15 protein-coding genes are annotated in these 15,168 nt (G+C 43.8%); 5 read left to right on the plus strand and 10 right to left on the minus strand.

What is annotated here, in order from left to right:
• Position 1: 1 nt before the first annotated feature.
• Positions 2-865 (minus strand): carbohydrate ABC transporter permease, encoded by an 864-nt coding sequence (locus PR799_RS09260; RefSeq protein ID WP_154626492.1) that lies wholly within the window; start codon positions 863-865, stop codon positions 2-4.
• 76 nt (positions 866-941) lie between these two features.
• Positions 942-2,159, minus strand: a complete 1,218-nt coding sequence (locus tag PR799_RS09265) for an ABC transporter substrate-binding protein (protein WP_272521804.1) — start codon at positions 2,157-2,159, stop codon at positions 942-944.
• A 222-nt stretch (positions 2,160-2,381) separates the two neighbouring features.
• Here PR799_RS09265 and PR799_RS09270 point away from each other — a divergent pair, with 222 nt between their 5' ends.
• Both PR799_RS09270 and PR799_RS09275 read left to right on the plus strand, forming a co-directional pair.
• Complete coding sequence (locus PR799_RS09270) at positions 2,382-3,080, plus strand: helix-turn-helix transcriptional regulator (RefSeq protein ID WP_154626488.1); 699 nt, start codon at positions 2,382-2,384, stop codon at positions 3,078-3,080.
• A gap of 50 nt (positions 3,081-3,130) precedes the next feature.
• The gene (locus PR799_RS09275) at positions 3,131-3,730 is read left to right on the plus strand and encodes a glutathione S-transferase family protein (RefSeq protein WP_272521805.1); all 600 of its coding nucleotides are present in this window, start codon (positions 3,131-3,133) and stop codon (positions 3,728-3,730) included.
• Between the two features lie 8 nt (positions 3,731-3,738).
• Here PR799_RS09275 and PR799_RS09280 read toward each other — a convergent pair whose 3' ends face one another.
• The 6 genes from PR799_RS09280 to PR799_RS09305 all read right to left on the minus strand — a co-directional run bounded on the left by PR799_RS09280 (position 3,739) and on the right by PR799_RS09305 (position 9,398).
• Positions 3,739-4,878 (minus strand): terpene synthase family protein, encoded by a 1,140-nt coding sequence (locus tag PR799_RS09280; RefSeq protein WP_272521807.1) that lies wholly within the window; start codon positions 4,876-4,878, stop codon positions 3,739-3,741.
• Positions 4,879-4,890: 12 nt separating this feature from the next.
• Positions 4,891-5,850, minus strand: a complete 960-nt coding sequence (locus PR799_RS09285; RefSeq protein WP_272521809.1) for an SAM-dependent methyltransferase — start codon at positions 5,848-5,850, stop codon at positions 4,891-4,893.
• A 132-nt stretch (positions 5,851-5,982) separates the two neighbouring features.
• Positions 5,983-6,630 (minus strand): hypothetical protein, encoded by a 648-nt coding sequence (locus tag PR799_RS09290; RefSeq protein ID WP_272521810.1) that lies wholly within the window; start codon positions 6,628-6,630, stop codon positions 5,983-5,985.
• Positions 6,630-6,806: a hypothetical protein gene (locus tag PR799_RS09295; RefSeq protein ID WP_272521811.1), complete on the minus strand. Its 177-nt coding sequence runs from the start codon at positions 6,804-6,806 to the stop codon at positions 6,630-6,632. The genes PR799_RS09290 and PR799_RS09295 overlap by 1 nt, the downstream gene beginning before the upstream one ends.
• 264 nt (positions 6,807-7,070) lie before the next feature.
• Positions 7,071-8,423: a glutathione-disulfide reductase gene (gene gorA, locus PR799_RS09300; RefSeq protein WP_272521812.1), complete on the minus strand. Its 1,353-nt coding sequence runs from the start codon at positions 8,421-8,423 to the stop codon at positions 7,071-7,073.
• A gap of 132 nt (positions 8,424-8,555) precedes the next feature.
• Complete coding sequence (locus tag PR799_RS09305; protein WP_154626482.1) at positions 8,556-9,398, minus strand: 23S rRNA (adenine(2030)-N(6))-methyltransferase RlmJ; 843 nt, start codon at positions 9,396-9,398, stop codon at positions 8,556-8,558.
• 229 nt (positions 9,399-9,627) lie between these two features.
• On the opposite strand from PR799_RS09305, the gene PR799_RS09310 reads away from it, so the two are divergent.
• Positions 9,628-10,029, plus strand: coding sequence for a DUF1090 domain-containing protein (locus PR799_RS09310; protein ID WP_272521813.1), 402 nt, complete (start codon positions 9,628-9,630; stop codon positions 10,027-10,029).
• Positions 10,030-10,204: 175 nt separating this feature from the next.
• On the plus strand, positions 10,205-11,197 hold the full coding sequence (yhjD, locus tag PR799_RS09315) for an inner membrane protein YhjD (protein ID WP_272521814.1): 993 nt from the start codon (positions 10,205-10,207) through the stop codon (positions 11,195-11,197).
• A 62-nt stretch (positions 11,198-11,259) separates the two neighbouring features.
• Here yhjD and PR799_RS09320 read toward each other — a convergent pair whose 3' ends face one another.
• Entirely contained in the window at positions 11,260-12,318 is a 1,059-nt protein-coding gene (locus tag PR799_RS09320; RefSeq protein ID WP_272521815.1) for an NAD(P)H-dependent flavin oxidoreductase, read from the minus strand.
• 244 nt (positions 12,319-12,562) lie between these two features.
• Here PR799_RS09320 and PR799_RS09325 point away from each other — a divergent pair, with 244 nt between their 5' ends.
• Positions 12,563-13,555, plus strand: a complete 993-nt coding sequence (locus tag PR799_RS09325; protein WP_272521816.1) for a serine hydrolase domain-containing protein — start codon at positions 12,563-12,565, stop codon at positions 13,553-13,555.
• A gap of 60 nt (positions 13,556-13,615) precedes the next feature.
• Here the strand turns inward: PR799_RS09325 and PR799_RS09330 are convergent, their stop codons facing one another.
• Positions 13,616-15,148 carry a M16 family metallopeptidase gene (locus PR799_RS09330; RefSeq protein WP_272521817.1) on the minus strand — a complete coding sequence of 511 codons (1,533 nt, stop codon included), beginning with the start codon at positions 15,146-15,148 and terminating at the stop codon, positions 13,616-13,618.
• Between the last annotated feature and the right edge of the window lie 20 nt (positions 15,149-15,168).

Raw genomic sequence — 15,168 nt, forward strand, 5'->3', positions numbered from 1 at the left:
ATCAGCGTCCTTTCATGACGTTGCGGGCATAAATCAATGTCATCAGCAAGGAGATCGCCAACATCACTAACGCCGCCGCACTGGCCATGCCCAAGTCAAAGAAGCGGAAACCGTATTTATAGACAAACATGGATAATGTCTCGGTTGAATTTCCGGGGCCGCCCCCCGTCATCACATACACTTTGTCGAATAGCTTGAAGGTATCGATAGAGCGCAGTAAAAACGCCAACATTAGTTGCTTTTTGATCAGTGGAAGCGTGATGTACACAAAGGATTTCCAGCCTTTTGCACCATCCACCATCGCCGCTTCACCAATATCTTTAGGAATGGATTGCAAGCCCGCCAAAATGATCAAAAATGCCATTGGCGTCCATTGCCATGTATCTACTAACGCAATGGAATATAAGGCTAAATCTGGATTGAATAACCACTCTTGGGCGGGTAAGCCCACCGCCACCAGCAGGCTATTTAAGAATCCAAAATCGTAGTTATACCAAGAGCGCCAAATCGAGGAGCACACCAGCGTGGAGAGCATCATCGGGTAGATAATGATGGGCAATGCAAATTTACGCCCAGAAAATTGACGGTTAAACAGCAGTGCTAGCCACAGCCCTAAAAGAACTTGGGCGATGGATGCCACGAGGGTAAAAATGAACGTATTTTTGATGGCTGCCAGAAAGAAAAAGTCATCAAACAATTCAGAGAAATTCGACCAGCCAATAAAATGGTAGCTGTCATCGATATAATCCACTTGCCCAAATGCGTGATACAGCACAGATACGATGGGATACAGCGTCAATAACCCCAGCATAATCAACGCTGGGAGGAGTAACCAAAACAACTGTTTACGGTTTTCAAATAACATACTCAGCATTCCATAAAGGCGCTAGAAACTAGCGCCATGAAAACATCACTATTTTTTGGGTGCTATTTTTTGGGTGCTATTTTTTGGTACTACGTTCAATGCGTTTTTGCGCTTGTTCCAAAGCTTGCTCAGCAGTCATTTGCCCCATCATCGCCATTTGTAAAAAGTCCCCAAGAATACTTTCCACTTCGGCCCAATTTTGAATGCGTGGGCGCGCTTTACCGGCTTCTAATGCGGCAGCTTGTTGTGGGTACCAACGGTATTGACTGACAACTTGTGGGTCTGCATACACGCTATGGCGCGTCGGCGGCGTACCGAAGTTTAGTGCTAACGCTTTTTGCATTTCGGCGCTGCTAGCAAATGCGAGGAATTGCTCCGCTTCCACTTTATTTTTCGCATCCGCCGGAATGGCAAGCTGCCAAATACCCAGCATCGGTGCTGGTTGTCCAGTTTCTGCTGGCGGTGCCATCATTTCCATTTTGCCCACCACATTTGATACCTTGGCATTATCAAGATCAGGCACCCATGCTGGCCACACTTCGATAGCCATCGCCGCGGTGCCTTTTTGTAACGCATCGCGAACTTCATCGGCGTTAAACACATCCACCCCTTTCGGCGCATATTGCTTCATCGCTAAGAAGGTTTCTAACGCTTGTTTGGCTTGCAGGGTATTTAAGGTCGGTTTTCCGTTTTTATCGACAACATCACCACCATATCCCCATAAAATGGGTAAAAATCCCGTCACGATTGGGTTGCCTTTCACACCGCGATACACAACGCCATTGGCTTTGCCATCTTGGCTAATAGTTTTCGCTGAGTTCAACACATCCGTCCATGTTTTTGGTTGTTGAAGTTTGTACTGGTCGAACAGGTCTTTATTCCATGCGAACATCGCCACGTTGCCCACCATTGGCAATGCATAGCTCGCGCCTTTGCCATCTTGGCGACCGATATCCACGGTGGATTGAATAAAGTCTTTATCTTGGAGTGAGTCAGGAAGTGGAGATAACCACTTATTGGCTAGGAATTCAGGTGCCCATGTGTCATCCATTAAAATCACATCATAGTTACCGGTTTTTTCACGCATCGAGAGCACGACGCTTTCATACAACCCTTTACTTGGACGCTTCACTAAGGTGATTTCAGCCTTAGGATTATTTTTTTTATATTCATCGACCACAAACTGCATCGCATCACCGTAGCTGCTATCTCGTCCGGCAATAATTAATTCTGAGGCGCTAGCGCCAAGTGTTGAGGCTATCAGAGCGGATGCTAATAATGTGCGCTTAATCATTTGCTTCTCCTAGTGGGTGTCTCTTGTTTTTCTGTACGAATTTTCGGTTGAGTCGTTTTGCACACGCGTTCAAATTGCCATGGCAGGCTACGGCGGGAAGATGACAATCAGATTAAGGTGAAATGAAGGTTTTATTCAGAATGACAAAGACGATTGGAATTCAATAGCGGCTTTCTTTAGTATGATGGCAATTCTTTGCATAACATCCTAACTGAGAGCCGAATGACTCGCACCCAACGCTTACTCACACTGATCCAGATCCTGAAAGAAAATCGCTATCCAGTCACTGCAGACGCCCTCGCCTGTCAGTTAGAGGTGAGTGTTCGTTCCATTTATCGGGATATTGAATCACTGCGAGATCAGGGGGCTGAAATTACCGGGGAAGCGGGCATTGGTTATCAGTTAAAAAGCGGATTATTACTGCCACCATTAATGTTCGATGAAAATGAGCTGGAAGCACTGATATTAGGTTTACGCTGGGTACAAAGTAATGCCGATGAAGAACTCAAAAACTCTGCCCTGCGCGCACTCAATAAAATTAATGCTGTGGTGGGTAAAGAGGCGCAGATCATCCTAAACAGTAATACGTTATTTGCCCCAACGACCCAACTTAATGAAATCGACGAGCATGTGGCTAAAAATTTACGCCTGAGTTTACGGGAAGAGCGCAAAGCCAAAATCGCGTATGTGGATATTAAAGGGCAATCCAGTGAACGGATTATTTGGCCCATTGCGGTAGGCTATATGAAAGACACCCAAGTGTTAGCTGCGTGGTGCGAGCTGCGTCAAAGCTATCGCCATTTCCGCTTAGATAGAATGCAATCTTACACCGTGTTAAGCGACACACTTCCCTACCCGAAAGGCTATTTACTCACCCGCTGGCAGCAAGAAGTCTTGTGCGTCGCTCCTGACAATTTCTGACACTGTCTTCGCTTATAGTCAGTGCTCTACTTCATTTAAGGAAAATCACGATGAGCGAGCTAGTTCTATTTACCAATGCAATGTCCCGCGGCAATACCGCTGAATTACTCTTAAAAATGATGGACGTTCCCTATAAGCGCATTGAATTAGCTTATGGTGCAGAGATGCACACCAAGGAATACCTTGCCATTAATCCGATGGCAAAAGTACCCGCATTAGTTGATGGTGATGTGGTTGTCACGGAATGTGCGGCGATTTGTCTTTATTTAGCCGATAAATTTATTGAAAAGGGCTTTGCCCCTGCGCTCAATAGCCCTGAGCGTGGTGCTTATTACCGATGGTTTTTATTCACCGCAGGTCCGATTGAATCTGCGTTTACCGTCCTTGATTTAGGTGTGGAATTAACAGAAGAACAGCAAAAATCGTCAGGCTTTGGTAGCGTTGAACGCACTTTAGCAACGCTAGATATCTGCCTAGCCAGCGCCAAGCCCTATATTTGCGGTGAAACATTAACCGCAGTGGATGTGTATGTCGGCTGCTTTGTGATGTTTTTAACTAAATATTGCAACTATACCGCCACCCCTGCGATGCAAACTTATATGGATAGCTTAGCAACACACCCAGAGATTGCTGCGCTGCTAGCGATGTAGTACGTTCTCTACGCATCCCTTGAAAACATTTCGAATGAATTCAAGGGATCGTAATGCCACCACCAACGAATCGCATCAAAATCAATCGGCTGAGTTGCATTAAATTGTGACTCTGGGAGTTGCTCTGTCAAACACCCTCCCTCAAATACACTCTCCCCGCCCTGACCGCTGATAGATTTATAGCGTCGTGTATTTTGTGACCAGACTGTCGCGCCCATATAGTAGCGAATCAACGTTTCAATATATTCGCAGACACCCGCAGGGGCTTCTTTTTCAATATCTTTTTTCAAACGCAGAATTAACCCAAGTAGCCGATCACGCATCTCCAAATATTCCTGAATTGCCTCAGCGAACCCATATTGACGCTCACGCATCAGCACACGAATTAAATTATGTTCTTTATCCGTGGCACCGCGTACAGATTCTTTGATATAAGCGTGAGGCTCCGCTTCCCATACCATTAAGTTGGCTAGCGCTTCAAATAACACGCGAACTTTGCGATTTTCATAGTCACGCTGAGCAATATCTACATTTGCAATAATGTGCCCTAATGCTGGAAAAGCGAGTGCACCACCTCCCGTTAAACGGATCGTCATATAGTCATTCAATGAAGGGGCTGGGTTCACTGCTTTCCACATTTCTGCCATCATATACACCCGCATATACTCCACAAATCTCGCGGTTTGTTCTGCCTTTGCGTATTTATCTAAGCGAATACGTAGGTCGCGCGCAGCAAGCGCGTATCGATCATTAGATAGCTTGTATTCCGGCACCTCAAATTGTCGCCAAATCTCTGCTGAATATTGAATCAGCTTTTCAGGTTGATGTGCGACTTCCCCCTCATCGCAGTATTCATCGTCGTAAGCAATTGACCACATACAAAAATCAATGCCGATTTGCAGTAGTTCATCACTGCCGACCGGGAACATTAACGAACCAAACCATGCACAATGACAGCTTGCCAGCCGCGCTCGTTGGGTGTCATCAGCGTATAACTCAAAGTGGTCAGCATAGTCCCGAGTGACTTTTTCAAATGGGTGATGGTCATACTCATCAAGTTGAATATAAGGTGTTGGATTGTTGGGATAAAAGCTAGGATGAATAGCGGGTAAAAATGGGTGAGGTAGAGGAGGAAGTTGTAATGGCATGCAATGACCTCTTTATTTTTTCTCGACAATGATGCTGTAAGTGGAAACTTTGTTTTTTAACAGCGCGACAGAGAAGTTTTCGGCTAAAACCCGTAGCTCTTCTAAAGCTCCATCGACACCTTCAGGGAAGTGGCGTTCAATATTGGCTTTGGATTCCATTAGCCAACGGGCGACATCAATATTTGACGGTAGCACCCGAAAATCGTTAATAACGAATCCGCTATGTTCAATAACTTGCCGAACATACTTGGGAGTTTTGCGGTATTTGCAAGCTAATCGGTCAACTTCATCGGGGGTATCTGACTGATATTCATCCAATTCTATATTGTATAAATTATCTGAAATGATGATTTTTCCACCCTTACGCAATCTTGGATATAGCGCAGAAAATACTTTTTCGAAAACATCGTTGGTGAAATGGGAAATTACGCCGCGAATAATCACTAAGTCATAATATTTTTCTTCATCGGGTAATAATGTGAGGTCATGAGCTTGGCATAAATACAAATTGATACGTTCACGAAGCCGCTCATCACGATAGAGTTGATCGCAATAATCAAGCTGTTGGGCGCTAATATTAATGCCATCTAAGGTGGCACATTCCATAAAGTATTCCGCTAAATATTTCAGCGTATACCCCCAGCCACACCCTAGATCCAGAATTCGGCCTACCGCTGGTCTGTTGGGCCCCGTAACATCGGCAAGAAAAAGCTGCTGATTGAGATGACGTAATCCCGATTTATCTAACGATGACAATAGCCTACCATCGAGATAGTTTTCATTGGAAATGAAAGGTCCATCATAAACACCAAATTGGAACAGCAATAATTCGCCAATCGCTTTTTTCCATTTTTCGGGGTCTTCACTGTAGGTTAAAGCGACTTTATCGACATATTCATCATATTGAACGCTCTGAATTACATGGTATTTTGCACCACACTGTGGCACACCATCAGAAAGCAACGGATCCATATCTACTCCACAAAAAATAAATGATGGAGGGAAGATAATAGGAAGCATATCCAATGAATAATGTAAAAATTAATAGGGGCTGATAAGAACCGTTGATTTTTATTTTATTCAGATAGGTCGATTGAACGGCTCTTACACTTTTTTATACCAACTATTATGTTGGATAGGGTCAAAATAACCAATAATACAATTGGGATTCACAATGCATAGCTGAATATGATTTTTATCACGAAAACCTGCGCCTGAATACAGTTCAGATCCTTCAGGGAACATCCCTCTAACTGAATCGATGAAATTAGAATGATTTTGAACCTTACGTTTATTCTGACCAGCCATATCAGGGAGTTTTAAATCTTGAACAATGAGTTCATTATTCATTTGTTGAAGTCGCAATATCACCTGACAGTCAAGCTCTCGAACAAAACTAATGCCGTTCATGTGTACGCTATTTTGGGGTAAAGCCTGACCGAGTTTTTCAAACTCTAACTCAAGAATATTATAAGTAGATTTAACTTTTTGCAGGTCTTTAGAATCAAGTAAATCGATACAATTACCTAACTTGATAAAGGCACCAATCACTGCTGGTTTAGTTATTTTTTTGCTATTCACAGCCCAATCTAGTGCTCGCTCGTAGCTACCTTCCCAAAAGTAAACGCCGTGCCCCAACCAATCATAATCATTTTCACTACTTGAAATAGAAGAGCCGTTTTTGATTACGGAATCAAAAACGGCTCTATCACAACCATGGAAACCTACAACAATCCCCGGAGATACATACATCAGGAAGCTACTCTCTTAATAATCTTACCTGCATCATCTAGGATACCCGCCTGTTTGAGTGATTTCTGAATGTACTCACTTGTCGTATCATTTGTGGCTACAGACTGTTTGCTATTCACTTTCTTATTCTTTAAGGAAGCCAGTCTTTCATCTAATGCTACTTGTAAGCTAAACATAATCCCTCCAATGTCTATGCTATTTTCTAGATCTTACTATAGATATGCGATTGGGACAATTGCATGATCCTTAATCGCTTGTTAGTCTGCATCCTCGGTTATCATATCCGCCCCGTGAAAACACGAGCCAATACAGGGTAAAATTCGTTAAAAATCCTTATAATTTTAAAAGAGCCATTTCCAAACCTGATGGGTTTGTCAATGGTCTGAGGTCAGATATTATCTGACCTTTTTTACTCTTTACGACTGACTGCACGTAAATGCTTAACGCATTGTCACAAACTCTTCGGCAGCAGTCGGGTGGATTGCGACAGTGTTGTCGAAATCTTTCTTGGTTGCGCCCATTTTGAGAGCGACCGCGAAGCCTTGCAGCATTTCATCCATACCAAAACCGATACCGTGGATGCCGACAATTTTCTCTTCTTTACCCACACACACCAGCTTCATGCGGCATGGTTGGCGATGAGAAGTCACAGCGGTATACATCGCAGTAAATGAAGATTTGTAGCATTTCACTGCATCTTCGCCATATTTTTCAATGGCTTCTGGCTCGGTTAAACCTACTGTGCCAATTGGCGGATGGCTGAATACTACCGTTGGTACGTTGGTGTAATCTAAATGCTCGTCAGGCTTGTTATTAAATAAACGCTCAGACAAACGGCGACCCGCAGCAACCGCTACTGGCGTTAACTCTACCGCACCGGTGTTATCGCCTACCGCGTACACGCCAGCAACATTAGTATTCTGATATTTATCGACTTTAATATAGCCTTTCGCGTTTAGCTCAACGCCTGCCGCTTCAATATTCAGGTTATCCGTCATTGGCTCACGACCGATTGCCCAAATCAGCGCATCAACCGTTTGCTCGTGACCATTTTCTAATTTCAGTGTCAGTGAACCATCTGCATTTTTAACCACTTCTTTCGGAATGGATTCTGTGTGCAGCGTTGGGCCTTCTGCGTTCATCACTTCCACTAACGTTTCAACGATAAGTGGATCAAAGGCACGTAGAGGTGCATGTTTACGCACAAACAGGTGCGCTTCGCTACCTAAACCATTTAAAACACCCGCCAGTTCAACAGCGATATAGCCTGCACCGACGACAGCAACACGTTTAGGCAGCGCTTCCAGCTCAAAGAAACCGTCAGAGGTCATGCCATATTCTGCGCCAAGGATCGCAGGGATCACCGGACGACCACCCGTTGCGATCAGAATATGATCCGCGGTGTAAATTTCGCCATTCACTTCAACAGTATGTGCATCAACAAAACGAGCAAAACCTTTAATTACATCGACTTTATTATTGCCAAGTACGCGATCGTAAGATTGGTGGATACGGTCGATATAAGCTGTACGGCTCTCAATTAATTTCTTCCAGTTGAAATCATTGATAGTAGTATCGAAACCATAATCTGGACCATAAGCACGAATTGCTTCAGAAATTTGCGCTGCATGCCACATCACTTTTTTCGGTACACAACCGACGTTAACACAAGTGCCGCCTAACTCTTTAGCTTCAATCAGGGCACACTTTTGTCCGTACATCGCCGCACGGTTCATTGACGCAATACCGCCGCTACCGCCGCCAATTGCAATATAGTCGTAATGTTTGCTCATAACTTGGTTGTTCCCATTTGTTGAATTACGAATACGTTAATATTCTCTTATTATGCTATGTAAACATAAACATTTAAGATAGCTATTGCCTGTTACTGCAATAGCCAGAGTCTATTGTTACTCAGGTACAATTTACTCAGGTACAATCCACTCAACTAATGTATGCCCAGTGCCTTCTGGCACCAGTGTTTTATGTAACCATGGCAGGACATTTTTCATCTGCTGCTCAAGTTTCCAAGGCGGGTTAATGACAATCATACCGGATGCCGTCATGCCGCGTTGATCGCTGTCAGGGCGCACCGCTAATTCAATTTGCAGAATTTTACGGATACCCGTTGCTTCTAGCTGGTTCACCATACGTTTGATTTGCTGGCGCAGAACCACTGGATACCAAATCGCATAAGTGCCTGTTGCGAAACGTTTGTAACCTTCGACTACGCCTTTTACGACCGCTTCGTAGTCTGATTTCATCTCATAAGGTGGATCCATCAGCATAAAACCACGGCGGCTTTGTGGAGGTAATTTCGATTTTAACTGTTGATAACCATCTTCGCGGGCAACTTGTGCACGCTCATCGCGAGAAAATTCAGCACGCAATAGTGGATAATCACTTGGGTGTAACTCAGTTAAAATCAGTTTATCGTGCTCACGCAGTAAATGTTTCGCTAATAGTGGCGAGCCCGGGTAATAGCGTAAGCGACCGTTTTCATTTAAACGGCGTACAACTTGCATATAAGGCAATAGTTCCTCAGGTAAGTCCGGTTGCTCCCAAACTCGTGCAATCCCTTCGAGATACTCCCCTGTTTTTTCTGAATGTTCGCTGGTTAATTGATAACGACCCGCGCCGGAATGGGTATCCAGATACAGAAATGGTTTCTCTTTTTCTTTAAGAGACTCAATGATCAGACTTTGCACCGTATGTTTGAGAACATCCGCATGGTTGCCTGCGTGAAAGCTATGACGATAACTTAACATGTCGCGTTTATTTCCTGAGGAATTCAGCAGTCACTTTTGTGAATGCTGTTAATAGAATCTGTACAGAAGGTCTGTTGAATGAAAAATAGACCAAATAATTTCTTTCGCGCCATTATAGCTAAAATTTGATGGGATTGTCATAGTGACAAAACATGACAAAATTGCACATGACCTTTCCTTGCCAAAAAGTTATCCTAAGCAAAATTAAAAACCATAATAGGGAAAACCAATGAAACGAGTATTTATAATATCTTCCATATTAGCTGTATTTTTAGTGAATAATCCTGCAATAGCAGGTAATTCATCCCAAGGGTGTGAAATCAAAAAGCAGAAAATTGAAACTCAGCTCAAATATGCCAAAGCACACGGTAATACCTACCGTGTAAATGGCTTAGAGCGCGCACTCGAAAACGTTAACCGCTACTGTACCTCTGATTCGCTGTATCGCGATAGCCAGGAGAAAATTGCCGAAAAGCAAAAAAAAGTTGCTGAGCGCGAAGCTGAATTGCAGGAATCTATTCAAAAAGGTGACCCTGAAAAAATCGCTAAACATAAGCGTAAAGTTGCCGAAGCAAAGGCAGAGCTTCAAGAAGCCCAAGACCTTGCAGACATCTACAAAGACACCCTTTAATAAAAATTAAAGTTTAATCAAATAGTTAATTGTTATTCTTTATCTCACCCTATGCCTAATTTTGGATAAATAAAGGCATAGGGTGAAATTATCAACAAACTTAGGCTATAGTATAAAAGAATATAGAATGGTGAATTATAAGCATATTTTGATTAAGCAGTGAAAAGGGGAACGCATGTCAGACATGCAAGATGAGCAACAAAAAGAGACCAACAAATTAAAATCTACTCTAAACAAAAGCCTAGATGGCAGTAAAAAAGCCCTAACGTTCTCAATGAGGGTGGTTGATTTTATTTGTGCAATTCCATTTATTGCACATTTAATCCGCACGGCTCAACGTTTTACCGATAGAATGGGTAACCAGTTTGGCGCCGCAATTACCTATTTCTCATTTTTATCTCTAATCCCCGTACTGATGTTTAGCTTCGCTGCGGCAGGTTTCGTGTTAGCCAGCAATCCTGAATTACTTGAAAAGCTCATTCGTGGCATTTCTGCCAACATTACTGATCCCACACTTGCCAATACCCTTGAACAGACCATTGATACCGCCATCCGCCAACGTACCACCGTGGGGTTAACGGGTTTAGCATTAGCCGTTTACTCTGGAGTTAACTGGGTCAATAACTTGCGCTTAGCCATTTTGGCGCAATCTCGTACAATTTGGGAACGGAATGAAGCCGAGCAAGAAAATATCATTTTCCGCTATGTTCGTGATTTTTTCGCGCTAATTGGCTTACTAATTGCGTTGATTGTCACTATTACACTGACCTCCGTAGCAGGCTCTGCGCAAGCGACCATTGTCAGTACACTTGGCTTAGACAGCATTGAGTGGCTTAAGCCCGTTTGGACCCTGATTGGTTTAGCGATTTCAATTACCGCTAACTTCTTATTATTTTTGTGGATTTTCTGGATTTTACCACGTATGCAGCACCGTCGCCGCTCACTGCTGAAAGGCACCTTACTCGCTGCTATTGGGTTTGAAATCATCAAATCTGTCATGACATGGATTTTACCAACCTTAGCCTCTTCACCATCGGGCGCAGCTTTCGGTTCAGTATTGGGGTTAATGGCATTTTTCTATTTCTTTGCCCGACTCACGCTCTTTTGCGCCGCGTGGATTGCCACGGATGAGCCGAAAGGTGACGCACAAGACGTTCTCACTTCTTAATCTCAATCATAGGGGAATGACGGATTTATCATTCCCCTCACTCATTTATTCCATTTCTTTGCTTATTGCATCTCTTTAATGAGCGTCGCCATCAAATCTTTTGCGCTCATTTCACGGACTTTTGCCACATTTTGTCCCGCCCAATGGGCTGCAAATTCATCACAGCCTGAGTGAGTAGCCGCGGCATTCAGCTGCTTACCCACATCGTAAGCAATCGGGTAATCTGGCAATTTATTCACATCATATTCCTGCCCTGCCTGCATAAATTGATTGAAAATACCTCGAGCAGGCCGCCCTGAGATAGCGGCAGTTAAATAAGTATTGTCCATCGTTTGGCTTTTCAGCTTACGACGATATCCTTCATTTGCCGCAGATTCTGGGCATAACAGAAAGGCGGTTCCTAATTGTGCGGCAGAGGCACCATGAGCAAGGGCTTGCTTGATATCCGCACCGTCCATGATCCCCCCTGTTGCAATAATCGGTAATTGGCTGTGTTTAGCAAGTAGAGTAACTAACTGATTTGTCGTCAGTTCTTCATCTTTGGATTGCATATCAAACATACCACGGTGTCCACCCGCTTCTATTCCTTGCGCCACAATCGCATCAATACCCGCTTGTTCAATTAACTGAGCTTCATGTAAGTTTGTCGCCGTCGCCATCGTAAAAATACCTTTTTCTTTCAAGGCATTAACAACTTCACGAGACGGCACATTGAAGTGGAAACTCACAACTGCGGGTTTCATTTCTAAGAAAAGCGCCAACATGGCTGGGTTATCTAAAAATGAGAGATAAATTTCATCCAATTGCTCCGGAGCTTGATGGTTAAATTGCTGAAATTTAGGCTGCAAATGAGCCAACCAAGCCTGTTCATTCTGGTTATTGCGTTGTGGTGTCGTATGGCAAAACACATTCACATTAAACGGTTTGTCCGTCAGTGCTTGAGTGGCAGCAATCATTGACCTTGCTTGATCTACCGAGCTCGCACCCAGTGCTAAGGAGCCCAATCCACCCGCCTCACAAACAGCGGCTACCAATGCAGGTGTTGAAACAACCGCCATAGGTGCTTGAATAATAGGATAACGTAGGTCGAGGCGATACAGTAATACATTGGAATGGCTCATACTTTCCTTACCTTTTTATGCTTACACGATAGATGAATAGCATGTTAATAAATTGCATATAATATGTATCTTTATCATTCTATCCCAATATTAATCCAATGAACCTAACTGTTTTTCGGAATGTGATAACAGCCGCATTTCTCATTACTATCATAAAATTAGCAAACTAAACTCATTCTAAGCGTGTATGTTATAGCGATAAACTGCCAAAGATACAGTGAGCCCGCGCCTAAGGAAGCCGACAATGCTAATCTCGCAATTGGAAAATCTATCTTGTGGTGTCGTCGTTTATTACCATAATCAGCCACAAAACTGCATTGGAACATTCTGCGCGCGAGGTAGCGATCTTGCGGGGAAACCATTAACTGTCGATACGCCTTTGCGCATTGCGAGTAACACCAAACCCTTTACCGCCGCGGCGATTTTACGCTTGGCTGAAATGGGAAAACTATTTGTGGATGACGGTATTTCTCATTATATTTCACCAAAATACAATCAATTACTCTCACCAAAATATGACACTGAGGCGATTACCATCCGCCACCTACTCAATCACAGTAGCGGGCTATTGGATCATGCCAACGAAGAATACCTCAAAGACGTCTTAAAGCGCCCTGATTATCAATGGACACGTTCAGAGCAAATTGAGCTATATGTTCAGCAAGATCACTCCTTTTTCCGTCCTTCCGAAGCTTTTATCTATTCCGATACGGGCTATATTCTGCTTGGAAATATTATTGAGCGAATGACGGGGCAAGCATTGGGAGAAGCCGTCCGAGAACTTTTGAAATTTAATGAAATTGGCTTGCAGAGCGCTTACTGGGAAACGTTTGAGTCCCCTGCCACAACGGAACCTCGTGCAAAACAGTACCTCGGAAAACTCGATTGCTCCGACATGGATCCTTCAATGGATGTGTATGGCGGTGGTGGCTTAGTGATGTCCTCGAAACAAATGGCGCAGTTCTTTGAAGCGCTATTTAGCGGTAAGATTTTTACCAAATCAGAAACCTTAGACACCATGTTAAGTGCAGGTTCCCATGAAGGGGCGCAAGGTTATCGACAAGGGATCATGGTCAACGAGGTTAACGGCATGACACTCTATTCCCATTTAGGCTTTTGGGGTTCCGTTGCGTACTACTCACCGGCAACTCAAACCAGTGCTGCGGGTTTTGTGGATAATCGAGATTCACGGAACGTACTAATAAACGCGATTGAAGCATTGTTGACGTCTAAATAAAGAGCTATCAACACAAAGAATAACCCTCACTAGTGAGGGTTATTCTTATTCAGTTGACCACTAACGAGTCAGCGGTGCTGGAATCGGTAACGCAGGTGCAGGTTGACCTTCTTGAGGCTCTGCTACGGCTGGAGATTCCGGTGCTGCCTCCACAACCGCAGGCAATTTAGGCCATAACACTTGCGTGAATTTCTGACGAATTTGCTCCGCATCCATGGTCTGTTTTTCTTTCGGTTGCGCTAAGACAATCGCTGCTTCTTGAGACAGTAAACGACGCGCTTCCATGTTCACTTGTTCAAGATTTTGAGTCCCTAAGAACGCTTGTCTGAGTAATTGATACTGCTCAGGAGCGATATCCACAACACCATTTTGTTGTGAAATCAAACGCTGGCTAATTAACACATCTGTACTGGTACGCGCATATGCCGCAAACAGTTGTGATAATTGAACCTGCTTCTCTTTCATCATGTCATTGAACAGCTCTGGGTCAATACCATTTTGATTGATTGCCGCCAGCTCATTCAACGCCACATCCGCCACTGCGGCCATTTTTTCTGGTGGTGCAGAAATGGCTAACGTACAGCTCGCTTTTTGATACTGAACACGACAATCTAAGCCCGGAGTCACACCATCTTCAGCAAACTTTTGTTTAAAGGTTTTCTGCAATGAGCGGTAAATGGCTTCACGAGCGAGGTCGCTTCCCCAATAACGCAGCAATACGTTGGAATCTTTAATTGGTAACCAATCGATATCCCAAATTAAAGAAAGCGTATCTTGCGTTGATTTATCTTGAAGAATATCAATTGCCTGAGGCTTAACTGACGATAAAACGGCAACCGAAACAGGCTCAGAGCGCTTGCCTTCTAATGATGAAAATGCTTGAGTAATACTGTCAGATAACATGCGAGAATCCACATGCCCCGCGACGTATAACGTCATAACATCAGGTGTGTACCATTTTTGATAGAACGAATTCACACTGGCTAAATCGACTTTACCGTTTGGCTTCTGCCCTGGATCATAACCTAGCATCGCCGACCCATTGAGACGAGCACGCCAAACAGGGTCATTGGCATTTACAGGCAAGGTAGCCACTGGAATATTAGTAGCGGTTAAGCCACTCTGCAATGAATTCTCAGTATACTGCGCCCCAGCGACAGACGTTGCCAACCAACTTAATGCTTGTTTCACCAAATCAGGGCGGTTGTTAGGCAGGCTTAAACTATAAATTGTGTAGTCGTAAGAAACCACGGCTGGAGGTAACGGCATATCAGGGTCGGTTGCCTGACGCCAAAAATTTTGTAATGTAGCTGCAGGGAAAGCTTCAGATTGATGGAATAGCGCCATTCGAGGGATCAGATAACTGTACCCTTTTTCACTGGCTTTTTCAGATAACGAACCTGTTTTAATGGCTAACCGAAGTTGGATTCGATCATTTGGACGCTGTGGTGTTTGTAATAACTGCCAATTAAAGCCATTCTCGAGCTTTCCTTGCTGCCATGCTGGATCGGGTTGTAAAGGTTCAGCACTAGCAAAACCAGTGACTGATAAAAGTACCACGCCGATGATATATCGCACTTTCAAACCCTGCATGTAGACCCCTATGTTCTTTA

Origin of the sequence: Providencia sp. PROV202, from assembly GCF_028479565.1 — a bacterium.
GTDB lineage: Bacteria > Pseudomonadota > Gammaproteobacteria > Enterobacterales > Enterobacteriaceae > Providencia > Providencia zhijiangensis.

What these genes read in the sequence shown, in the direction of transcription:
- PR799_RS09260 (WP_154626492.1), bottom strand. Translation starts at nt 865, where the DNA reads ATGTTATTTGAAAACCGTAAACAGTTGTTTTGGTTACTCCTCCCAGCG.
- PR799_RS09265 (WP_272521804.1), bottom strand. Translation starts at nt 2,159, where the DNA reads ATGATTAAGCGCACATTATTAGCATCCGCTCTGATAGCCTCAACACTT.
- PR799_RS09270 (WP_154626488.1), top strand. Translation starts at nt 2,382, where the DNA reads ATGACTCGCACCCAACGCTTACTCACACTGATCCAGATCCTGAAAGAA.
- PR799_RS09275 (WP_272521805.1), top strand. Translation starts at nt 3,131, where the DNA reads ATGAGCGAGCTAGTTCTATTTACCAATGCAATGTCCCGCGGCAATACC.
- PR799_RS09280 (WP_272521807.1), bottom strand. Translation starts at nt 4,878, where the DNA reads ATGCCATTACAACTTCCTCCTCTACCTCACCCATTTTTACCCGCTATT.
- PR799_RS09285 (WP_272521809.1), bottom strand. Translation starts at nt 5,850, where the DNA reads ATGGATCCGTTGCTTTCTGATGGTGTGCCACAGTGTGGTGCAAAATAC.
- PR799_RS09290 (WP_272521810.1), bottom strand. Translation starts at nt 6,630, where the DNA reads ATGTATGTATCTCCGGGGATTGTTGTAGGTTTCCATGGTTGTGATAGA.
- PR799_RS09295 (WP_272521811.1), bottom strand. Translation starts at nt 6,806, where the DNA reads ATGTTTAGCTTACAAGTAGCATTAGATGAAAGACTGGCTTCCTTAAAG.
- gorA (WP_272521812.1), bottom strand. Translation starts at nt 8,423, where the DNA reads ATGAGCAAACATTACGACTATATTGCAATTGGCGGCGGTAGCGGCGGT.
- PR799_RS09305 (WP_154626482.1), bottom strand. Translation starts at nt 9,398, where the DNA reads ATGTTAAGTTATCGTCATAGCTTTCACGCAGGCAACCATGCGGATGTT.
- PR799_RS09310 (WP_272521813.1), top strand. Translation starts at nt 9,628, where the DNA reads ATGAAACGAGTATTTATAATATCTTCCATATTAGCTGTATTTTTAGTG.
- yhjD (WP_272521814.1), top strand. Translation starts at nt 10,205, where the DNA reads ATGTCAGACATGCAAGATGAGCAACAAAAAGAGACCAACAAATTAAAA.
- PR799_RS09320 (WP_272521815.1), bottom strand. Translation starts at nt 12,318, where the DNA reads ATGAGCCATTCCAATGTATTACTGTATCGCCTCGACCTACGTTATCCT.
- PR799_RS09325 (WP_272521816.1), top strand. Translation starts at nt 12,563, where the DNA reads ATGCTAATCTCGCAATTGGAAAATCTATCTTGTGGTGTCGTCGTTTAT.
- PR799_RS09330 (WP_272521817.1), bottom strand. Translation starts at nt 15,148, where the DNA reads ATGCAGGGTTTGAAAGTGCGATATATCATCGGCGTGGTACTTTTATCA.